Source organism: Enterococcus sp. AZ077, assembly GCF_051714965.1.
Taxonomy (GTDB): domain Bacteria; phylum Bacillota; class Bacilli; order Lactobacillales; family Enterococcaceae; genus Enterococcus_B; species Enterococcus_B hirae.
Genome location: NZ_JBIOSX010000001.1, coordinates 2,706,747 through 2,730,012 on the forward strand (window position 1 = coordinate 2,706,747; position 23,266 = coordinate 2,730,012).

The 23,266-nt window shown below is 36.4% G+C and carries 20 protein-coding genes and 1 riboswitch; of the genes, 2 read left to right on the top strand and 18 right to left on the bottom strand.

All coding sequences use genetic code 11. The annotated features are described in order from the left end of the window. Positions 1–21 precede the first annotated feature (21 nt). The 6 genes from rpoZ to IGL28_RS12580 form a co-directional block, all read right to left on the bottom strand. Positions 22–327 (bottom strand): DNA-directed RNA polymerase subunit omega, encoded by a 306-nt coding sequence (rpoZ, locus tag IGL28_RS12555; RefSeq protein WP_010720601.1) that lies wholly within the window; start codon positions 325–327, stop codon positions 22–24. A gap of 4 nt (positions 328–331) precedes the next feature. Continuing rightward, entirely contained in the window at positions 332–946 is a 615-nt protein-coding gene (gmk, locus tag IGL28_RS12560) for a guanylate kinase (RefSeq protein WP_010720602.1), read from the bottom strand. 303 nt (positions 947–1,249) lie between these two features. Next, positions 1,250–1,534 carry a hypothetical protein gene (locus tag IGL28_RS12565; protein WP_010720603.1) on the bottom strand — a complete coding sequence of 95 codons (285 nt, stop codon included), beginning with the start codon at positions 1,532–1,534 and terminating at the stop codon, positions 1,250–1,252. A 16-nt stretch (positions 1,535–1,550) separates the two neighbouring features. Then, on the bottom strand, positions 1,551–2,441 hold the full coding sequence (locus IGL28_RS12570; RefSeq protein WP_010737276.1) for a YicC/YloC family endoribonuclease: 891 nt from the start codon (positions 2,439–2,441) through the stop codon (positions 1,551–1,553). Between the two features lie 18 nt (positions 2,442–2,459). Continuing rightward, positions 2,460–2,678 (bottom strand): YdbC family protein, encoded by a 219-nt coding sequence (locus IGL28_RS12575; RefSeq protein WP_010720605.1) that lies wholly within the window; start codon positions 2,676–2,678, stop codon positions 2,460–2,462. Further along, entirely contained in the window at positions 2,648–4,363 is a 1,716-nt protein-coding gene (locus IGL28_RS12580; protein WP_081128926.1) for a patatin-like phospholipase family protein, read from the bottom strand. Before IGL28_RS12580 ends, IGL28_RS12575 begins: the two co-directional genes overlap by 31 nt. A 261-nt stretch (positions 4,364–4,624) precedes the next feature. On the opposite strand from IGL28_RS12580, the gene IGL28_RS12585 reads away from it, so the two are divergent. After that, the gene (locus tag IGL28_RS12585) at positions 4,625–5,401 is read left to right on the top strand and encodes a hypothetical protein (protein WP_010720607.1); all 777 of its coding nucleotides are present in this window, start codon (positions 4,625–4,627) and stop codon (positions 5,399–5,401) included. A gap of 76 nt (positions 5,402–5,477) precedes the next feature. Here IGL28_RS12585 and thiT read toward each other — a convergent pair whose 3' ends face one another. The 9 genes from thiT to mprF all read right to left on the bottom strand — a co-directional run bounded on the left by thiT (position 5,478) and on the right by mprF (position 16,411). Next, positions 5,478–6,038, bottom strand: coding sequence for an energy-coupled thiamine transporter ThiT (thiT, locus tag IGL28_RS12590; protein ID WP_081128928.1), 561 nt, complete (start codon positions 6,036–6,038; stop codon positions 5,478–5,480). 84 nt (positions 6,039–6,122) lie between these two features. Continuing rightward, a riboswitch (TPP riboswitch) is annotated at positions 6,123–6,224 on the bottom strand. Positions 6,225–6,241: 17 nt separating this feature from the next. Beyond that, entirely contained in the window at positions 6,242–7,210 is a 969-nt protein-coding gene (locus IGL28_RS12595; protein ID WP_010737274.1) for a ribose-phosphate diphosphokinase, read from the bottom strand. A 93-nt stretch (positions 7,211–7,303) separates the two neighbouring features. Beyond that, complete coding sequence (gene glmU, locus IGL28_RS12600) at positions 7,304–8,677, bottom strand: bifunctional UDP-N-acetylglucosamine diphosphorylase/glucosamine-1-phosphate N-acetyltransferase GlmU (protein ID WP_010737273.1); 1,374 nt, start codon at positions 8,675–8,677, stop codon at positions 7,304–7,306. A gap of 376 nt (positions 8,678–9,053) precedes the next feature. Further along, entirely contained in the window at positions 9,054–9,872 is an 819-nt protein-coding gene (purR, locus tag IGL28_RS12605; protein ID WP_010720611.1) for a pur operon repressor, read from the bottom strand. A gap of 165 nt (positions 9,873–10,037) precedes the next feature. Further along, complete coding sequence (locus IGL28_RS12610) at positions 10,038–10,862, bottom strand: metal ABC transporter permease (RefSeq protein ID WP_081128930.1); 825 nt, start codon at positions 10,860–10,862, stop codon at positions 10,038–10,040. Next, complete coding sequence (locus tag IGL28_RS12615; protein ID WP_081128932.1) at positions 10,835–11,515, bottom strand: metal ABC transporter ATP-binding protein; 681 nt, start codon at positions 11,513–11,515, stop codon at positions 10,835–10,837. Before IGL28_RS12615 ends, IGL28_RS12610 begins: the two co-directional genes overlap by 28 nt. Before the next feature lie 17 nt (positions 11,516–11,532). After that, a complete protein-coding gene (locus tag IGL28_RS12620; RefSeq protein ID WP_010720614.1) occupies positions 11,533–12,483 on the bottom strand; it encodes a metal ABC transporter substrate-binding protein in 951 nt (316 codons plus the stop codon). Positions 12,484–12,807: 324 nt separating this feature from the next. Continuing rightward, entirely contained in the window at positions 12,808–13,656 is an 849-nt protein-coding gene (ispE, locus tag IGL28_RS12625) for a 4-(cytidine 5'-diphospho)-2-C-methyl-D-erythritol kinase (protein WP_081128934.1), read from the bottom strand. A 241-nt stretch (positions 13,657–13,897) separates the two neighbouring features. Next, on the bottom strand, positions 13,898–16,411 hold the full coding sequence (gene mprF / locus IGL28_RS12630) for a bifunctional lysylphosphatidylglycerol flippase/synthetase MprF (RefSeq protein WP_232088608.1): 2,514 nt from the start codon (positions 16,409–16,411) through the stop codon (positions 13,898–13,900). 234 nt (positions 16,412–16,645) lie between these two features. On the opposite strand from mprF, the gene proC reads away from it, so the two are divergent. Beyond that, entirely contained in the window at positions 16,646–17,452 is an 807-nt protein-coding gene (gene proC, locus IGL28_RS12635; protein WP_010720617.1) for a pyrroline-5-carboxylate reductase, read from the top strand. 153 nt (positions 17,453–17,605) lie between these two features. On the opposite strand, the gene IGL28_RS12640 is transcribed toward proC, so the two are convergent. From IGL28_RS12640 to rny, 3 genes are all read right to left on the bottom strand, one after another. Beyond that, positions 17,606–17,767 carry a hypothetical protein gene (locus tag IGL28_RS12640; RefSeq protein ID WP_010720618.1) on the bottom strand — a complete coding sequence of 54 codons (162 nt, stop codon included), beginning with the start codon at positions 17,765–17,767 and terminating at the stop codon, positions 17,606–17,608. Between the two features lie 124 nt (positions 17,768–17,891). Continuing rightward, a complete protein-coding gene (lanM, locus tag IGL28_RS12645; protein WP_179133715.1) occupies positions 17,892–20,795 on the bottom strand; it encodes a type 2 lanthipeptide synthetase LanM in 2,904 nt (967 codons plus the stop codon). A 474-nt stretch (positions 20,796–21,269) separates the two neighbouring features. After that, on the bottom strand, positions 21,270–22,826 hold the full coding sequence (gene rny, locus IGL28_RS12650) for a ribonuclease Y (RefSeq protein ID WP_010720620.1): 1,557 nt from the start codon (positions 22,824–22,826) through the stop codon (positions 21,270–21,272). Positions 22,827–23,266: the final 440 nt, after the last annotated feature.

Genomic DNA, 23,266 nt, shown 5'->3' on the forward strand with positions numbered 1-23,266 from the left:
ATCCAAAGAATCTAGCACTTTTTATTGGTTTTGCTCTTCACGGATACGTGACTCTAACTCTTGTTGTTCACGATCTTTTTTGGCTTTACGCTCTTCATCTTCCATTCTCAAGCGTTCCCGTTTTAATTCAGGATGAGGATCATTGATCACATTTCCTGCTTCGATTTCTTCTAATGCCTGTCCAACACTTTTTACTGATTCAAATGAATCCATCGTAGGTTGTGCTTTTGCATCTAGCTCGTGTGCACGTTTGCTTGCTAAGATAACTAGAGAATATTTTGAATTTACGCGATCTAACAATGAGTCGATTGAAGGTTTTAACATCATAAGACTACATCTCCTTTAACATTTTGATATATTTGCCGATCACACGGTCGACACGAAAGTGTTCACTGGCAATGATATTTTTGATTCGTTCTACCGCCAGGGGTACCTGGTCATTGACTACGGCATAATCATATAGTGCCATCATTTCAATTTCTTCTTTGGCAACTTTCATTCGTTCTTCGATTACTTCATCTGCATCTGTCCCACGGCCAACGATTCTTGATTTTAATTCGGCTAAATCGGGAGGAGTTAGGAAGATAAATACGCCATCTGGTACTTTTTCTTTGACTTGTTGAGCACCTTGGACTTCGATTTCTAAAAATACATCTTTTCCTTCGTCCAATGTTTTATTGACATAAGACAAAGGTGTTCCATAATAATTCCCTACATATTCAGCATATTCCAGCATTTCTCCGGCTTCGATCATTGCTTCGAATTCTTCTTTGCTTCTAAAGTAGTAATCGACTCCTTCGACTTCTCCTTCACGCATCTTACGAGTAGTCATTGAAATCGAATATTGGAAATCATTATCCTCACTCTCAAAAATTGCTTTTCGCACTGTGCCTTTTCCTACACCTGATGGTCCAGACAACACGATTAATAATCCACGCTCTGACATGACGACGTCCTTTCAACTAGTCTTTTTATACTAACGTTTATTTTGCACTTTTTTTCGACAACTTTCAAGGGCATCTTTGATTATAGCAAAAAAAAGCGCCTTTGACTGGCAAAACCTTTGCTTTTCACTCGGGCTTTTGATGATAGTGATTAACTATCAAGTTCATCCTTCATTCAAAAGTTCAAAAAAAGGTCCCTCTCACCTTACAGGTTCTAACTGAGCAGCATTCTTTTTCAAAAAAATAGTGAGAAGCGCAACATATGGTTGCATCTCTTCTCACTAACATGCCGATTACCGTCGTTTTTAAAAACCCATGTTTGACAAGGTATTGACAACACCCATGATCTCATCTTTTCGAGAGAGTGCTTTTTCAGTTGGGTCTTTCACTTCTTCTGCATCGATTCTCACAATAAATTGACGATTCATCGTCACATAAGTCCCATCGTTAACTAACAATTGGATTTCTTTCTCCGTCACTTGCGCACAGGCATCTTGCCAAGCTTCAAATCCTGCTTTTTCAGAAGGAACATTTCTTTTGATGACCGTTTTCCCACTTAATTCATGAAACGTGATATCATAATAGTTCATTTTTTTCGTCTCCTTGCTATTCAATATTTTGGATCTGTTCTCGGATTTTTTCTAAAATCGTTTTTAACTGGATCACTTGGTTTTTGATTTCAATCGCACTTGATTTTGAACCAATCGTATTGATTTCTCGATTCATTTCTTGGATCAAAAAGTCAAGTTCTCTGCCAACTGGCTGTTTTACTTGAAGTAATTCATCCAATTTGCCGATATGGATCACTAAGCGATCCAATTCTTCATGAATATCTCCTCGCTCTAATAAAATAGCGAGTTCAGTCAGCAATCTTTGTTGATCGACCGTTGCTCCCAAGTAATCTTCTAGTTTCTTTTGATATTTTTCCTGATACTCTTGTTCGTATAACTCAACAAATTGTTGTAAGTCATTTAATACTTGTTTCAGTTCATCACTGTTTTTCTGAATGATCGCCTCTAAGGCTGTCCCTTCTTTTTGGCGACTTTTTTCAATTTCAGCTAGTGCTTCATGGACCGTTTCTAAAACCAAAGCTGTCAGTTCATCCATATTGTTTTCATTTTTTTCTTCAATCACGACAAAAGATTCATTCGTTGTCAAAGTTTCTAATAGACGTCCAATCTGTAATTGCTGTTTCTCTCCATAACGTTGGGTTATTCCTTCAGTTAAGTTCGTCATCAGCTCGTCAATCAAATTCCAATCAACAAAAACTTGTTTTTGATTTTGTCCCAAATACGTCAGATTGATAAAAACTTCGACTCGACCTCGACTTAAATGTTGTTTCATCAATTGGCGAATATCATTTTCGAGATAATTTAACAATTTAGGACTACGTATTTGCATATCTAAAAAGCGTTGATTGACACTTTTGATCTCAACTTCTAATTGATACTCTGCGGTTTCACGGGTGGCTTTACCAAAACCAGTCATACTTTTCATTCAACAGGGTCCTTTCTGTTACATATTTTCGATAGCTTTTTGTAATGCCTCAAATTCTTCATTGGTTAGAGTAAGCCCTTTACCCATTTTCTCATGTTCGGGCGCCCAGTCACGAAGATCGAATTTAGGTGGGCGGCCATTCCAGCTGACTAGGTTCAGCTCTTTTCGCCATCCTTTATTATTTTCAGATAAAACAGCGATCTCTTCTATGATTTCGTAGGAAAATTCTTGTGCCATGGTTGTTCCTCCTTTAGATAAAGTAAATATAAATTCAATAGGGTGTCAAATAACTGCGTATGAAGCTTAGATTGAAGTTGCTCGTTCTTTTTTTGTTTAACTAAATGAGCAATTTCATTGATTTGTTCCTGTTCACTCTTTTGCTTTTTTTGGTATTTTTGGACTCTGCGCCACTCATTACTATTTAATTGTCCGACCTCTCGAATCATTTGATCGAAAAATGAACTTGATTCTTTTTGAATGATCTGTTCGATCAATTCATCTACATCATAAACTTTATTCGGTAAAACGAGCTTTTTTTTGGCTAATAGTTCAAGCATCGCCACCCCGCATGTTTCAATTACTACCCTGTCTTTATATATATTACGCAGAGTTTGCCAAAATTTTGGTTGTTGAACAAAAGTTGTTTCTAGCTGAAGATCATTCACTAGATAGCTTAAAAATTTACGCCAATATTGTTCTGCAAGTTTCGTTGAATAGAACGTATACCAATTCCCCTCAAAATCACCTAACTTTTTTTTCATTTCCAGATAGCCTAATTGGAGATTGAATTGGTTTCTCTGCCGATCAAAAATCAAGAAGGTTCCCAATGACCAATTAGAGCGGCAGAGCCATGGAACAGTCTCTTCTGGTATCGTAATCTTCTTAGTCACTCCGGGACCATCCACATCTACTATTAAGCACTCCGTTGCCCCTTCTTTAATTGCTACATCCACAGGCAAATTATTTCGATAACCACCATCAATATATTTTTGTCCAGCAATGTTTCGATAACTCATAGCGGGATAAAACGAGGCCGAAGCTAGGATCCAATCAGCAATTTCATTGCTTGCCAATTGCTGGATCGGTGTCACCACTTCTTTAAAATCAGGAAGTCGAGTCGAAACGGTAAATAAACGAGGACTTTTCATTTTTAAAATCTTCTCAGCATCTAATTTACTTTTGAGTAACTTTTCCAAAGGGGTGATTGAGGCTCCCCCCTTGATAATTGCTGCTCTCGTCATTTGCCGTGTTTCTTGGATAAACCCTTTCCGTAGATCTTCTGATAATGCAGTTTCTGGTAGCTGTAATACTTGATTCGTTGCGAGGGATTGCCATAAAGAAAGAGCTTGCGATAAATCATCTTGCAAAATCAATACACCGTTTAACGCACCAACTGAAGTTCCCGTAATTACTTCAAAATGAATCTGATGTTCTTTTAACGTTTGCCAAACACCGATTTGATAGGCACCATGAGCGCCACCGCCACCTAATACTAAACCAATATGATAGGTCAGTTTTTTTTGCCAGATTGTCTGAGCCAACTGATTGTCTTGCGTATAACCATGATGAGATAGGAGTGTCTGCCAATATGTCGACAGTGGTTCAATCCATTGAAAAGAACAATATTTTTTGAAATAAAAACGGGAACACCACTCTATCTCTTTAAAAAAAAGCGTCCAACCAGGCATGTCACCCACCACTAGCACATTTTTAATCAGCCATTGTTCACTGGTTCGTTCGGCAATAAAATAAAGGGTATGTTTGTTACCGATCATCCGCCAAGCTTGCCTTTTCTTTGTTGCCAACCAAAAGGCATCACGGCTTTCCTGATGGGTAGCATAAAAGGGTAGCAATTGTTTGGCTCGTTGAAGTGTAGAGTAGAGGACTGTTTTTTCTGAACCGTACACTTGTTGAATCAGCATAATCTTCTCCTTTTTTATTATAACAAGACAAATATATTCTTTTAAAGTATACTATTTTTTTGAGAAATACTAAAATGAATACATTGTTCTTGTAAAAGCTATAACAAAATCCATTCCATCCATTTATACAAAAACAATGAAAATGTCCATGTTTATCACAAAAAAAGTGATTTTGTAATGGAATTTTAAAATAAAAGAAACAAGCTTTTTTTTAATAAATGTTGTAAAATGAAAGTGATAATGAGTGAGAGGAGGAGCATGATGTCTGAGTCAGTTTATGTACATATTGATACTACTAGCAATGCGGTTGTGACTAAGGGGCTGACTATTAGTGATTTTTCAAACAACATCGTGCATTTCCCACAAAATTTATTGTTATTAGATCCTTCAGAAAATGCTGGTGAATACGAATCCCATACTGGGTTGAAAGTGATTCGTGGAACAGAAAATATCCAACGCTTTTTCTCTTCTGCACGTAATCGTAATCATTCGAGTGATTTAAAATGGATCGATTTTAACGACTTAACGATGCTGAAAGAATTAACGCCATTAGAAATTTCAGAATTGTTATATTTTGGACACATGAAGACCCATCTTCACTCACCATTTTTTTATAAATTACAAAATAATTTCGTCTACTTCGATCTTAACGATCAATTAGAACGAATCTATTATCGCTATTTAGATGAATTTTATCGGATCTTTGCCAATAAACTAAGTATCATCTTGTCAAAAAAAATCAATGAGAAAAAATCGTTTTTCAAACGAGATATTCCTGTCGAAAAAATTAGTGTGGAATTACTGAAGAATATGCGTAATTTGATGCAAGAAGGAATCATTTTTTCTTTTGAACAAGGTGGATTGATCGATAACGATTATCATATCCCGATCTACGTCATTGAAGATTATATTTGGAAGCTAAAAGGAACAAGATACCTTGATGAAGAAGCAATTGGCACCTTAGTTTATCATGCAGAAGAAAAACGCTGGGAGCTTGTAGGAGAAGCTGCGGAACTCAACTATACTCCTTTAAGCTGATGCTTGGATGTTCCATCATTTTATACTTATACAAAAAGAGCCTAGACACTTTTATAGTGACTGAGGCTCTTTTCGTTTATTTTTTCCCAATGAACAAAGCTGGAACTGTCCGCCCGATCCCAAGCAAAACAACCATTGTAACAATTCCTGTAGCCAAGGCACTTGCACCATTCATGACTAAAGAAAAGAGCCATGGATTCATTCCCCACAAAGCATAACTTCCCCAAAAAACGACGCCTGCGACAAAATGCCAGAAATATCTAGCACCAACACCAACTAAAGTTCCTAATATAATAGGGGTTGTCATCCCTTTTTTATTGCCCATCGTTAGACTGTTTTGCAGCCTTTTAGCGAACACTCCTGCAAATCCTGCAAAGGTAAAAGCAATCGGATACTCAATCAATACTTGAATGACACTGAGATAATACACTTGTCCTGTTGGAAAATGTAAAATCCCCCAAATAAATCCTGATAAAATCCCTGCCTTCCAGCCTCTTCTTAACGCAAACAATGTCAGTGGAATCTGTCCTAATGAAATCTCAAAGCTACTACCTATTTGAAGAGGAATAAAGGATAACACCATCGCTAGTGCAGCTACAAGTGTCCCCTCAATCCATACTTTATATTTTTTCTCCATAAAAAAACTTCCTCCGTTCATTTGAAATCACAAAGGAGGAAGTAAATACAACATACTTCTACAACTAACGTTACATGACTAACGTCAATTGATCGTCACAATTCCTACGCTCGCATAACCGATACAGGTACGAAGGGTTTAGAAAAACTTCAATCTCAGCCTCATAAGGCTCCCCTTTGTGATACTATTCAATTTTTTAATTCTTATTTTTTTGTTTCAAACAATGGACTAACAGGTTTGTTTTCGTGGATACGTTTAATTGCATCACCCATCAAACCACCGACACTTACTTCATCGATTTTTTCGATCTTACGATCATCTGGCAGATAGATCGAATCTGTTACAACTAAGCGTTCAATCGCAGAATCTTCAATACGCTGTAAAGCTGGTCCAGATAATACTGGATGTGTACATGATGCGTAGACACTTACTGCGCCTGCTTCTTTTAGTGCATTAGCCGCTAAGGTAATCGTCCCTGCTGTATCGATCATATCATCAATCAATACACAAGTTTTTCCTTCTACTTGCCCAATAATATTCATTACTTCTGCTACGTTTGCTTTTGGACGGCGTTTATCAATGATCGCAATTGGTGCTTTTAAAAATTCAGCCAATTTACGCGCACGAGTTACACCACCATGGTCAGGTGATACAACTACTACATCGTCCCCTTTAATCCCTTTTTCTAAGAAATAATTTGCAATCAATGGTGCACCCATCAAGTGATCAACAGGAATATCAAAGAATCCTTGGATTTGGACAGCATGCAAATCAAGCGTCAACATTCTAGTTGCTCCAGCTTTTTGAATCATGTTCGCCACAAGTTTTGCAGTGATTGGTTCTCTGGCACGAGCTTTACGATCTTGACGTGCATATCCATAGTAAGGCATTACTACGTTAATCGTTTTTGCACTGGCACGTTTCAAGGCATCAATCATGATCAGCAATTCCATTAAATTATCATTTACAGGACTACTCGTTGACTGAATAACATAAACATGTGATCCGCGAATACTTTCTTCAATATTCACTTGGATTTCTCCATCACTAAATTGAGTAACCGATGATTTACCCAATTCGACACCGACAGCTGCAGCAATTTTTTCTGCTAACGGGCGATTTGAATTTAACGCAAAAATTTTTAATCTTGGGTCAAAGTAATGTTTTGACATGGGGACCTCCACTTTCTTTTTCACAACTCTAGAATTCTACCTATTAAATACTAGTCATATTTTCTGAATAAATCAAGGGGTTTTACAAAAGTCTTAGTTTAAATAAGGGAGTTTTTTAGCATACTCTTCTTTATTGACCTGTCTTGCACGGGCAATTGCCATAGCATATTCAGGGATATCTTCTGTGATTGTTGACCCTGCAGCTACTGATGTATTTTTAGCAATTTCCACTGGGGCAATGATATTTGCATTAGAACCGATAAAACTATGATCACCAATTGTCGTGCGGTGCTTGTTTTTCCCATCGTAATTCACAAAGACCACGCCACAACCAACATTGATTTCTTCACCTAATGTGGCATCACCGACATAAGTCAAATGACCAACTTTGGTATTTTTACCAATTTCAGCATTTTTGACTTCCACAAAATTACCAATATGGACACCTTCACCAATTTCTGCTTTTGGTCGTAAATGAGCAAATGGTCCCACGTCCGCATGACTTTTCACAAGACTTTTTTCGATCACAGAATGTTCAACTACCACATGATCTTCAATCACACTATCTACGATTCGAGAATGGGCACCGATCACGCAATCTGATCCAATGACGGTTTTACCTTGAAGTTGGACGCCTGCTTCGATCACTGTATCAGAACCAATCTCTACCCCGGCATCAATATAAGTCGTTGCTGGATCAACAAAACTTACACCATTGACCATATGCATTTTGTTGATTCTTTGGCGCATCAATTCATTAGCTTTAGCTAATGCAATACGATCATTGACTCCCATTGATTCGTCAAAGTCTTCTGTCTGATAAGCTGCTACTGTTTTTCCAGCATCTTTGAGGATTTCAATGATATCGGTCAAGTAGTACTCCCCTTGCGCATTGTCTGTTCCTACTTTGTTCAATGCTTCAAACAGAGCTTGATTGTCAAAACAATAAGTTCCTGTATTGATTTCTTGGACCAATGCTTCTTCTGGTGTAGTATCTTTTTGCTCAACGATTTTTTCAACGATCCCAATATGGTCACGAATGATACGACCATATCCAGTTGGATCTTCGGCTTGTGCGGTTAGAATCGTGGCACTCGCATTTTTTCCTTGGTGATACTCAAATAAATTGTTCAATGTTTCAGTGGTTAAAAGCGGTGTGTCGCCACTGATCACCAGTGTCGTGCCTTCTTTCCCTTGTAAAAAAGATGCGGCTTGTAATACTGCATGACCTGTACCAAGTTGTTCTGCTTGCAGAGCGTATTCACTACGTTCACCCAACTGTGCCTTTACTTGCTCAGCGCCATGCCCGACGATCGTGATGATTTGATCTGGATTGGTTTCACTTACTCGATTGATAATATGCTCCACCATCGGTTGTCCTGAAACTGGATGTAAAACTTTATATAATTTTGACTTCATGCGAGTTCCTTTTCCCGCTGCCAAAATGATTGCATAACGTGCGTCCAACTGCGTCACTCCTAATTGTATTTGATGGTTTTAAGTTTAGCCCACTCTACTCAATTTTTCAACCAAGCAGACTATATTTGTAACTAGACCATTTTTATCTTGGGGGTTAAAAAATCAATTAGTCAATCAATAATAGTGAGAGAAAAATAGGGTTATATGAAAAAGGAGAACGAATTTCTCTCATCTAACAGATAACAGCTGGATATCTGATTTGTTGTTGCTGATTGCTGTAGTGTTTCTATCGAAAATAAGCCAAAGAATTCCCAAAATAGGTGAAACTATTTTCGGATTCTCCGGCTTATTTCTCAGAGCTGGACACTTCTGACACAATCTCTTCCAGCTATTATTGATCGGCAAATAGATAAATTTTCAATCTCTAATCTTTGAAATAATTTCCTGGTACAACTGTAATGTTTTTGGTCTTCGTGTCGACATCTTTCACATATAGTAATGAAGTATAATCGTCAATTGCACGATGACCATTAAATTTGGATTCTGCAAAAACGGTGATTCCTACAAGTTCAGATTCAAACTCTTCGATCAAGCTCTTCATTCCATTGACTGTGCCGCCGCCTTTCATAAAATCATCAACGACTAGGACACGAGAACCACGTTTAAGACTTCTTTTTGATAATTCCATCTTTTCGATTCGTTCAGAAGAACCAGAAACATAATTCACACTAACTGTCGATCCTTCTGTGATCTTTGAATCACGGCGTACGATAACAAACGGTGCATTTAAATAATAGGACACAGCTTGCGCGATCGGCACGCCTTTCGTAGCAACTGTCATCACTGCATCGATTTTTTCACCTAAATACTTAGAAGCAATGATTTTTCCAACTTGGCGCAATAATTCGGGCTCACCTAGTAAATCGGATAGATAAACATAACCTCCAGGCAACAAACGATCTTGTTCAGACAATCGTTCAGCTAACGACTCAATGTATTTTTTGGCTTCTTCGTAAGAAATCTCTGGTATAAATAAAACCCCACCAGCGGCACCTGGAATCGTTTCTAGGGTACCATACCCTCGTTCCTTAAATGTTTTTTTGATAATTGCCAAGTCTTCACTGATCGAAGATTTAGCAGATTCATAACGTTCGGCAAAACTTGTCAATGAAATTAATTCGTGAGGATGATCTAATAAATACTGAGTCATATCAACAAGACGTTCACTGCGACGTACTTTCACATATTTCAGCTCCTTTTAAGAAATTATATCGTTTTACATTATATAAGTTTTCATTTAAAAATTCGAGCATTTTGTAAGAAAATAAGTTAAATAGTTCGGTATTTATCTAAATATAAGAAAAAGCAATGAAAATTTTTCGTTTTCATCGCTTTTCTTTTTGATTTTTTATTTATTTTTTCGCTTAATGGAAACAAGCACCCGCTTGAACAAATTGACCACAAGAAACAACACGATAAAGACTAGCGTGATCGTCGCACCCGGTGGCGTATCTAGATAAAAGGAACTTGTTAGTCCCGATAACATGCCGATAAAGCCAACACCGATACTAATGGCAATCACCACATTGAAACTTTTGCCTAAGCGCATACCGATCGCTGCAGGCAGGACCATAATTGCTGAAATCAATAATGCCCCGGCAATTGGGATCATGACAGCAATCGCAACACCCGTGATCACGTTGAACAGCATTGACATACGGTGAACAGGCAGACCATCAACATGGGCGGTATCTTCATCAAAAGTCAGCACGTACATTGGTCGCTTGAACAAAAAGAATAAGAAACCAATATTAACAAATAATACACCCAAAAAGATAACTTGATCCCAAGTAATCGTCACAATCGATCCAAAGAGGTACGATTGGATACTTGTGGCTGAGTTTCCACCACTAAGATTCATCAAAACTAATGCCAGCGCCAGTCCGCCAGCCATTAAGATCGCAATTGAAATTTCTGAGTAAGTACGATAAATCGTACGTAAATATTCTAAAATCACCGCAGCTAATATTACTACGAACATCGTAGTCAACGTTGGATTGATATTCAAAAAGAAACCCAATGCCACCCCTGCCAGTGAAACGTGTGACAGTGTATCTGCCATCAATGATTGTCTTCGGATCACTAAAAAGACACCTAACATTGGAGCAATCCCCGCAATAAAAATGGCTGCTAAAAAAGCTCGTCTCATGAATTCATATGAAAGCAACGCCATGGAGAACCCTCCTTTCTTACCAAACGAATTTGTCGATCTGCATATTGCTTGATATCCTCATGATCATGAGTAATCATCAAAATTGCCTTGCCATGTTCATGGGCACTATGACGCAATAATCGATAAAATTCATTACGAGATTCTTCATCCATCCCCGTTGTCGGTTCATCCAATATAAATAAATCTGGGTCAGTCGCAAAAATACGGGCTAAGCTAATCCGTTGTTTCTGTCCACCGGATAATTCTCCGATCCGTCGATGACGCATCTCCCACATTCCAACAGATTCTAAAGCTCGTTTAACATGCTGATGATCTTTTTCAGAAAGTCGTTTGAACCAACGTCCTCTCGGATAGCGACCGGAACGAACCAATTCTAAGACTGTACTTGGAAAGCCAGCATTAAAAGATGCCACTTGTTGGGGAATATAACCAATACTTAATTTTTGTCCTTCTTGATTTTTTGGGGCGATTTTCACTGTTCCCTTAGAAGGTTTTAACAAGCCTAAGGAAGCTTTGATCAATGTTGATTTTGCTGCACCGTTTTCTCCTGTTAGAATAACGAACTCTCCTGCATCAACGTGATAAGACACATCTTCTAATACAGGTTCTTCATCATAATAAAAAGTCAAATCGGATATTTCGATATAATGCACGCGAAATGCCTCCGTTCTTAATTAATACTTTCTTTTAACGCTTTTAAGTTCTCTTCCATTACCGAAATATAATTTTCACCAGCTTTGATTTGTTCGCTTGTCAAACTCTCTAATGGATTCAATACTTCTAATTTAACACCCGTTTCTTTCGACAATGTTTCCGCCACTTTGGATGATGCATTTTCTTCAAAGTAAATCACTTTGATCTTATTTTTGTTCACAAAATCTTTTAGTTCAGCTAAGCGGCTTGGTGTGGGTTCTTGATCAGGCGTTACCCCTGCAATCGCTTGTTGGTGTAAATCATACTGATTCGCTAAATACGCAAATGCGGCATGTTGCGTCACAAACGTGCGGTTTTTGGCATCTTTGAGTGCATCCGTATATTTTTGGTTCAGGTTTTCTAATTTTTTGATATAAGCATCCGCATTTTTATCAAAAGTTGCCTTTTTATCAGGATACTTTTTCCCAAGCTCTGAAGCAATTGTTTTGACCTCTTTGATTGCTAACACAGGATCTAACCAAATATGTGGATCATACTCATGCGAATGACTTTCAGAAGAAGCTTCTTCATGTTCATGATCATGGTCATGGTCTTCTTCTGCTGATTTCAGACGATCAATTCCTTTAGCTGCTTCAATCATCAATGTTTTATTCGTATCGACAGAATCTTTCAATGAGTCAACAAAAAATTCCATATCTGGACTATTATAAACAAACACATCCGCATCAGCGATTTCTGCTTGTTGTTTTGCACTAGGTTCAAAATCATGCGGTTCCGTCCCAGACGGGATCAACAACTTGACGTTTCCTTCATTTCCAACTACTTCTTTCGTAAATTCATACATCGGATAAAAGGTCGTAACAATCGTTAACTCATTTTTCTTTGAATCCTTTTGGTTCGTACCACCACAAGCCGCTAATAAAAACATCCCTACAGCTAGTGTTAAACCAATCATATATTTTTTCATAAGACTCTCCTTTCGAACAAATCGTAAAATTACGATTTATCAACGGAACTTAATGTATCAGAATAAAAAAATAGAGTCAATAGAAATCCTTCAATTTCTGATTTATACGAACAAATTCAATGTAAACCGTAAAATGAATGATAGTTTGTTCATGTTACTGAGAGCCCAACAAGCTATCTAGTCCATTTTTTCCAATTTCTAAATAGAATAAATAACGTTTAGAGCAGCTAAGCTGCAACCAACTCAAAAAAATCTCAAAACAGCTTCTTCTGTTTTGAGATTTTTTATTCTTCATCTCTTAGCAACAACTAGTTCTGGCCTATTTTACAACGTGCGTACTAAATATACTTCATCACAGAAACCTTTCAGCCCGTTATAGACTCTTTGTGCTCTTGAATAATGTTGACATAAGGCAAAGACTGTCGGTCCGCTTCCGCTCATCAAAGCGGCATCTGCCCCATACTTTAACATGCGTTCTTTGATTTGATGGATAATTGGATGACGTTTGCCGGTAACATCTTCTAAACTATTTCCCATGTATTGAATCATCGTATGGTAATCTTGTTGCTGGATTGCCTCCACTAGTCTAGGAATGTTCTGATGCTGGATTTTTTGCGCATCTACTTCTTTGAAGACGGTCCTAGTCGAAACACTCATTTTAGGTTTCACCAAGATTACCCAACACTGAGGCATTGAAGGGAGAACTTGGACCACTTCTCCTTTGCCGCCAACAAACGCAGTATTACCATAAACACAATAAGGCACATCCGTACCAACTTCCAAACCAATCTCAGCTAATTCTTCCAGAGAACAACCGAGATTCCATAGTTGATTGATCCCTCTCAGTGCAGCTGCACAATCTGTGCTGCCCCCACCCAGTCCAGCTGCAACTGGAATATTTTTTTTCACAAATATTTTTACGCCTTTTTTGATATGATACTTATTCTTAAGCAATGTTGCTGCTTGATAAACGTTATTTCGTTGATCTACTGGCAAAAATGCCTTATTCGTTTCTACGATGATTCGATCCTCAGGTATCTCTTCAAAGAATAAGTGATCTGCTAAATCTACACTCGACATTACCATTTCCAGCTCGTGATACTCATCGGGACGCTTGTACAAGACATCTAATCCCAAATTGATCTTAGCTGGTGCTTTTACTATCAGTTCCATCCTCTCACCCATTCAAAAAGTCTAAGTCGCAAGTATTCTATCACAGAGAAAAATAAAAGTATAGCTCATACGAGTGACGTGTTTACGATCTTAGCGGTTTTCTCAGACCTTTTCTGTCTACAGATAAAACAAACCATCCTTCGACCACATTCATTTTCTCTAGCTACCGTCAATCGCTTTTTCACGTTTTAAACTATGGGTAGCTAAAACACGTCACCAGTTATTCCTCTATTTACGCAATTTACAATTCCGTTAATACTTCTTCTGCAAAACTGATACTTTTTTCTTTTCCCTTCCCAATTAGTATAAACAACTGTAATGTGGCAAATGTAAAACTGCTTCCCTTCATGTAAGCAAAATAGCGACCTTCCCAGCGAGTGACATAGCGCAGTTTTTCTTCATAGGTCGATTGAAAGGAGTAAAAGAAACTACCATAATTATAAACAATATGCATGATGCGCTCTTGAAAGAATGCAAAGTCTGTTTCTCCCACATTTGCTAACGGAGCTAAACCAAGATTTGTCTCAAGATAGCCCTTTTCTTGGTAGACAACAAATAGATTGACTAATAAATAATCGGATAGTTCAGCAGGTTCATCTGGCAATACACGTAATAGATCATAGCCTGCTTGGCTTTCAGATATTGGTTGCTCTGTAATAAATCCGACCACTTTTTGTTCTTTGCGTACCACTCCAACACCGCTGGCTAACAGATAAGATTCGTCAAAACGCCCAACAGAAAAATGCTTTTCTCTCGCACCATGTAACCACTGATCCGAAACCTCGCTCACCGCAGCTAATAATTCCTCAGGTAATTGTTCGTACCAAGTGAAATGATAGCCTTCATTAGTTAGACGCTGGTACTCTAGCTGTTGATTGACCCAAGGCATTTCTTCTGTAGTCAAATCTGCCATTCCCACCTCGCCGACTTTTGTAAAATGAAAACCTAATTCATGCAACATTACCACATATTTTTCTGAGATCTTGTAAAAAGCAATTTGATACCCTAAGCAATCAGCTTTTTGCATAAATTCTGTAATAGCAGGACGAATCATTTTAGGATTGCCAATCGGGTCTCCCAAAACAAAGCATTTATTTCCTTTGATCTGGTAACCAAAGACGACTTGATCCTCTCCATTTTGTTGATAGTAATAATATTTATATCCTGGTAAACGAAGATAATGACTAGCAGATGTCCCCTGATAGACGGTCAACATCTGTTTGAATCTTTCGATTTGTAAATCTGACCCTAACTCATTCGTTTCAGAAGCAAGGTACTGATACAATGCTACTAATGCCAACAGCGAGATCCCTAGACCAATCAAGCCTGAAAACCAAACTTCATCGGATGGGAACAGGAGAAAGCGATCAGCTGTCAATCGATTTACCCAAAAACGTCCACTATGATACCCTGCAATTGCATAGACGATAAATAGAAACCCAAACAAACATAGATCAAAAAGAATGGCACCCCATGAATAAACAAATTTCTTACGGTAAAATTCTTTCCGAGCTAGCCAGACAGCCAGAAGAATCAAGATATACACTAAAATCAATTGCCAAGATAATGTTCGAGTAACTGTGTTAATGATTCCAAAAGCTAATAAAGCAATAGTTGGTAAAAAAGCCTTCTTCACTTTCATTGCTAACGCTCTTCCCAATCCAAGCAATAAGAATCCAATCAATAGATTCAACGTTTGGTCTAAAAAATTAAACGAGAAAGGTAATAAAATCTGAAACAATCGACTGATCGCAGAAAGATTCGTAATCGTAGATAGTAACACCATCATGATCCCTGCAAAATAAACGGCTGTGACCAAAATAAAATGCGCGATTTTTTGAAAGAGCAGTCGTGGTATATTGTCTAAAAAACGATTCACTTTTACTCCAGTATGTGACAGAAATAAAAATAAGCCAACCGCAAAAGGAACCACATAATAAAACAAACGGTAATAAAGTAACCAAACCACTGCAATATCTTGTCGAACAGCTAACTGACTCATACCTAAGATCATCAACACATCAAATGTCCCGACACCCCCAGGAACCATTGTCAACATACCGATTAACGTAGCGATAATAAACATTGGATAAATCGAAAATAAGGAAATATCTACATCCATCAAATAACCAATCGCTAAAAAAACGACCAATGCTCCAGTCCATTGCCCCACAGAAGCTAACAGTAACCCGACTAGACCCTTAGGATAGAATTCCGCAAATAATGTTCTTCTTTTTAAATAAGCAAAGAAAAAAATAGCCGGTGCTATCACACTACCGCCAAGTAACCAAATCCAATAACTTCTAAAAATACTAGTAGTTTGTAGAAAAAAAACATCAATGAATGTTAGAAATGACCATAATGATAAACCAGTCAACATAAATAATGCAACTTTAGAAACGGTAGCAAGTACCATTTTCCGATTTGTTTCTTTTCCATAAAAATTTGCTCTAAGACTAGCTCCAACAATTCCTCCAAAGCCCGCTAAGTTATTAATTGTATTCGTAATAAAAGCAGCTAAGAAAAAATCGTGACGCTTCATTTTAGTTTTCCCTTGTTTTTCCAACACGCGAATCGTCACCCAGTCATACAACAACATTGGCAAAACACCGATCAACCCCACTAAAACCATTAAACACAGCGTAACATAACTTTGTTGTCGCATAGTTTGCCAAATATCTTGCCAACTCATTCCATTTGCAATATTTACGACTTGATTGGCAACGAAAACTATAATAGATCCAAAAAAAATCATTTTTAAAATCAAGCTATGATTTTTCAACCACTGAAATGCCGTATGACTTTTATTTTTCACACTTTACCATCCTTACTTGAAAACTTTCAATTTATAAATCAATGTTAGCTTATTTACCTTATTTTTACCACTTATGCACTAGTTTCACCTGTTTATGTATCTATCCACACGCTTTATTCTTTGCTTGCCCTTCATTGAAAAGAAAGCTATGCTAAAACAAAAGGAGAGGATAACATGAAAATTGGATTCATTGGAACAGGTAATATGGCGCAAGCAATCATTAACGGCTTGATTGAACACGAAACAGTGGCTAAAGAAGATATTTTTGTCTCAAGTGGTCATTTCGAAAATGCACAACGTTTTGCAGAAGCAACTGGTGTAACCGCCTGTCAAACAAATCAAGAAGTCGCAAAACAAGTAGATGTCATTTTACTGGCAGTCAAACCTAAAATCATTGACCAAGTACTGAAGGATTTAAGAAAATATAGTCAGAAATGTCTCTTTATTTCAATTGCTTCAGGAAAATCATTACATGATCTGGAAAAAGCCCTAAATGACCCCGAAGCGAAAATCATTCGTGTCATGCCAAACGTAAACGTTAGTGTGGGTGCAGGTGTCTCTGCTATCTGTAAAAATCATCATGTCACATATGAGGAATTCAAAGAAGCAACGCAAATCTTTGAAGCGATCGGCAGTGTCTATCCACTGGCAGAAGGTGATTTCAGTACGTTTATTGGGTTAGCCGGTAGTTCACCAGCATTTATTTATATGTTGATCGATGCCATGGGTCGTGCGGGTGTCTTTAATGGCTTACCTAAAAAAATGGCAACCGAGATCGCTGCCAAAGCTATTATGGGATCTTGTCAAAAATTCCTAGCAAGTGATGAAAACCCTTGGGAGCTGGTTGACCAGGTTTCTTCCCCTGGCGGAACAACCGTTGCAGGTGTTGTGGCTTTAGAAGAAGCTGGCTTCATTCCTGCTATTATCAAAGGGATCAATACAACGATCGAAAAAGATCGAGAAATGCTGGATAAGAAATAAAACGAATGAGTCTGAAGGAATCTTTTTACTAAAAAAAGTAGGACATTAATCAGATTTTTTCTGATTAATGTCCCAGATTCAGACTCTTCATTCTGAATTATTATTTTTCAATATTCACAATAAAACCTCTGAAACCTTTCATCCGTATATATTTTAGCAACAGCTAGATAAAGAGCCACAACCAAAACTACCACAACCAAGGCTACCCATTGTTCCGCAGATGGTATCTAGCGAAGCATTCAAACTATGTTCGTTGTTTAATACTGCTAATTCTTCAGAAACATTGCCTGCTTTCATTAATAGTCCTACTGCCATTTTCTTCACCTCCTTTCAAGTTGATCAATCATTTTTTATTGTCATCAACTGTTTGTTACACTTATCAATCTATTATTCAATCAGATCCTATCTCTTCATTCGTATTTTCGATTGAAGGATTTATCTATAAATCGAATAAAAGTATGTTTGGTATGTTAGGGTTCTCCAACGCTAACAATCCCAAAATCACCCCGGAAAGACCGGTCATCAAACCAACATCTAGAAACTCGTCTTCTAAACAACTTTCATTAATTGTTCGTTTGTCTAAGTATGCATTCCAATCATCGAGTAAGAACGCATATGACTTTATATTATGATGAATGAAGAAATGACGGTAAAGCCACATATTTCCTAAAAAGCCATGACATAAGCAACTATCTACACGTTCTTTGTTTAATTCTTCTTTTAATCGAGCAAAATATAATAGCTCCTCTGGGCTTTCTCCTTCCATAAGATATCGATGAGTAAGCATTCCTACAAGACCATTACAATAAAAAGTATTTTGCTCAATCCATTTTTCTCCTCTTGTATCAAACCACACACCGTTTTTACGATGTTGGTTTTCAAATAAGGTAACTGCGCCAATCGTTTCTTTTATTTTGGTTACCGAAAATAACTCTTCATAAATCGCTAAAGCATAAAGAATACCTGATGTTCCGTGAGAAAAACCTAAAATAAGTTTCTTTTCTACAGAGGATTCCCAATAACTTCCTTTTCCCTCTGATTCTATTAAATTATTTAATAAATTCTCCACACAAAGTCCAATTAATTTTTTTAATTCTTTATTAGGGCTCTTTTTATAAATATTACAAAAAAGTAGTAATAACCCCGCCGTACCACTCATAATATCCAGAATTTTGTCTTTTTTTATTTTTTGTCCCAGATATTGAAGGATATCTTGCTCAATTGCGATCAGTTTTGATGTTCGCAAGGATGGAGCAATCAAATTAAATAAATAGATATAACCACCTAATCCAGAAAAAACCCCTATATCATAATTTTTTTGATTAGATAAATCAAAATGATCAAGTAAATCATTCAATATTAATAGAAATCTGTTTTTGTAATCAAAATCATTTTTTGTTTTCCATAAATAATAGTAAGTGATTGCTACACCAATTTTCCCATTATACAAACTGTTATTCATTGGCTGCAGTTTTAAACGAATTTTAAAATCTTTGTCTTTTGTTAAATCTTCATAACCGGTATGAAGCCACGTCACCTGCTTATTGTGTACTATCCTTTTACTATGGATGTAAGATTCTAAAGTCTTGATCTCATCATTTTTTTCTCCAATTATAAAAAGATCTTCTAACGTAATATTTTTATCTCCAAAGCTTTTTTGCAAAATATTTAATTGGTAGTTTAAATCTTTCTCACTAAGAGAATGGATCTTTTTTTTCCATAGTGTTAAGAAATCTATACGACTGTTATTCGTAAATGTCATTTTTTTTGAAATGTTAAGTGTATTTGAGTTAAGTTTTGAAAAAACATAAGGGATATCCCCCTCTAGTATGTCCTCAATTTCATAGGTAAGAAATGGTGTAGAACCAAATCTTGCCATTTGAGAATAGACAAATAACAAGCGATCAAACGGTGCTGTCAAGAACCTAGGATGATAACTTAAAGTCGCTATTTTACTGTAAGTTGCTGTTGGTTTTATTAAATGTCGGATAGTAATATCATTTTTATAGCGCTCAACAATATCAATCAGCTCTGATTTTTTATCCAAAAATAGGTGAAATGTTTCTGTAAATCCTTGATAGATCTGTTGCTTATAGTCTAAAAAACGATAATTTTGTCCATGATACATCGGAACATTAGAATATGAATATTTAAATTCATCAGAATTTTCAGTGAATTTAATTTCTAAATCATCTTCTGAAACAATCAATTGTGGTACTGAAAAACGTTGGAATAAGTTTTCATGGCTTCCTAAAGCCGAAATATCATCTTTAAAAAATTCGTTGTACATAGGTACAATTCCAGAATTAAGAACAGAATTAGTCAAAATTTCATGTATCTTATCATTTACAGATAATGCTTCCATACGATCTAAATTGTTAAACAAGCATTCTAAATCAATGAGCATGGGTGAACCACCACTTGCAATTAGATTTTCAAGATGAATATCCGAAGCATTTAAATAGAAAAGAATTGCAATAATTGCCCCCATTTTATAATAGAAATCTTGAACTTCTTCTTCTGATTGACAAGGATCACTTACAATAAATTCTGACCAAGAATACGTTTTACGATTCAATAATTTTATTTGTGCTAGTTGTTTGTTAAAATTATTTTTATTAAATAAAGCAACGCATTCTCCAAATAATAAATCATTGTAATTACTTCGTGGTTTATAAATAATTTTATTCTTTTTACCTGTTATCACGAGTGGAAATTTTCCTGACAGATGCGGATCACCCAAAGAAAATTCAACTCCTATTTCTTGATCAAGTTGAATACTAAACAATTCGTTAATTTCCTTTGAATCATACTCTACATGTTGGATAACTTCAGAAATGTAACAGATTGTTTCTTTGATTTTTTTATCTATTAAATTGAATAAAACAGGAAATCTTTGAAACAAACCTGTGACGTATTTCTCATTAGATAAATAATTTCTAATATAACTTTTCACAGAGAGTTTTTGTGACTGTGACTTTAATAGATTAAAGTCATAAACAATCGTTCGCAAAAGAATCTCATGAATATCTTTGCAAAGGTTTTCATTAATGTTATTGCTAACATTTTTGTATTTTATTAGATTTGGGTACTTCATAAAATATTGCTCAGTTAGCTTTATTGTTACTTGTTGCGAGAATTTTTCAATTGAATCAACTTGTCTCCATTCTTTTAGTTCATTCAACATCTCTTCGTTCTGATCTTTTAGCAGTTTTTTTGAATGAACATACTGTTCCTTAAATTCATTAATATTCTGAAAATGAAAAAATTGTAAAAATTCCTCTTGCATATCTGAAGTCATAAATTCTGCTAAATTGTATTCCAACAACTCATAATTATCCATCTGCTTACCCCACCTCATCTATATTTAGATCATATAGAATCAATTACTTGTGTTTTCAAGAACAAAAACTATATCTTTCTACCCAATAAATCCTAGTAAAAAATTGTACATAAAATTGATTTCAAACTCATAGATCAATATATTACTAGTTTATACAACTTTTATCTCTCGTTAACAAAATGTACAATAATGCAACAAATTTTATTTCCTAACTATTCTTCATCCTAGTTTGATTTTCTAGTAGTCATTAAGAATAATTTTGATCTACTTTAATGATAGAATAATCGTCTCTAGTTAGATTATGCCTACTTCTTATTAAGAAGCTAATTTAGAACTCAAAGTTAACACACCATGTTTATAGCTGCTCAACCTCTTATCAAAATAATGTTAAAACGATCAAGCTTGATTAAATAGTGGTTTAAAACAAAAAAGACGCTACGATTATCCTAACTAATCGTAACGTTCTTTTATTTTTTACTTAGCGTAGTCTGTCGCACGCGTTTCACGAATAACGATGACTTTGATATGCCCTGGATAATCTAATTCTTCTTCAATTCGTTTACGGATATCTCGTACTAAACGAACTGCATCTAAATCAGAGATCTCTTCTGGTTTTACCATAACCCGAACTTCTCGTCCAGCTTGAACAGCAAAACTAGATTCTACTCCGGCAAAGCTATTTGAAATGTTTTCTAAGCTTCTTAAGCGACGAATATAATTTTCCAAGGATTCACTTCTAGCTCCTGGTCGTGCAGCGGATAAGGCATCTGCAGCAGCTACCAAGACAGAAATAACTGACGTTGCTTCAACATCTCCATGATGAGATGCAATCGCATTGATCACTACAGGATTTTCTTTGTATTTAGCAGCTAACTCTGCGCCGATCTCTACGTGAGAACCTTCGATTTCATGATCTAATGCTTTCCCGATATCATGAAGCAAACCAGCTCGTTTAGCTAATTGGATATCTTCGCCTAACTCAGCGGCTAGTATACCTGACAATTTAGCAACCTCTACTGAATGTTTCAAAACATTTTGTCCATAGCTAGTTCTAAAATGAAGACGACCCATGATTTTGATCAAATCTGGATGAAGGGTATGCGCACCAACTTCAAACGCCGCTTCTTCCCCATACTCACGGATTCGTTCATCCATTTCTTTACGCGATTTTTCGACCATTTCTTCGATTCGTGCAGGATGGATCCGTCCATCTTGGATCAGTTTTTCTAAAGTCATCCGAGCGATTTCTCTACGAATTGGATCAAAACCTGAAAGGACCACTGCTTCTGGTGTATCATCAATGATCAAGTCAATTCCAGTCAATGTTTCTAGTGTACGGATATTTCGTCCTTCTCGACCAATGATGCGTCCTTTCATTTCATCATTTGGTAAAGTTACTACGGATACAGTTGTTTCAGATACTTGGTCTGCCGCACAGCGCTGAATCGCTAACGATAAAAGATTTTTGGCTTTACGATCTGCTTCTTCTTTTGCACGTTGTTCCGATTCTTTGACCATTAACGTCAATTCATGATTCAATTCTTCTTCAGTTGATTTCATGATGACATCTTTTGCATCTTCTTTAGATAAACCAGCAATTTTTTCTAATTCTCTTTGTTGTTCTTCAATCAACTTTTCAACGTCTTTTTCTCGCTCTTCAATCAATTGCTGTTTTGAACTAAGTGCTTCTTCTTTGCTTTCAAGTGAGGTCTCACGTTTTTCCAATGAGTCATCCTTACGATTCAACGTTTGTTCACGCTGAATTAAACGATTTTCTTGAGATTTTAATTCTAACTTGCTTTCTCTCAACTCACTCTCCACTTCAGAACGATATTTCTGGTTTTCCTCCTTAGCTTCTAACAATGCTTCTTTTTTTAGAGTTTCTGCTTCTTTCTTTGCACTATCAATAATTCCAGCTGCTGATGATTGAGCACCTGCAATTTCTTTTTCATGACGTGACTTTGCAACCATAAACCCTAAACCAAGACCGACAATTAAACCGATGATAGCGAGGAGAATATTGAATACCATAAAATCCACCTCCATACTATCTTTTTCATTTTTATCATCTATATAACTTTTATGATAAAGTACTCTAAACTTGTTAATATGCTTTATGCATAGGTGTACAAAAACATGCACAAGTTTATTCTAATGTTTGTACCCCGTAGTGTCAACTTTAAATACATAAGAAACGGCTTTCTCGATTTTCATTTAAAGGTCATTTTATGAATAAAAGATAATATTAAATAATAACCAAAACATATTAAGAACAAATAACTTTGCATTAATGAAAATTAAGAACAAAAAATGACTTTTAAGTAACATGTTATCCTTTCATTTAAGTAGAATAGTCCCTTTCTGTCGATGTAGTCAATCACTGCTTAAACATCCCCCATTTTCCATTATGTTTTAGGAGAAAGTATAGTCAAATGACTACTTAAAAGACAAAAAATAAGCCGAAATTTTAA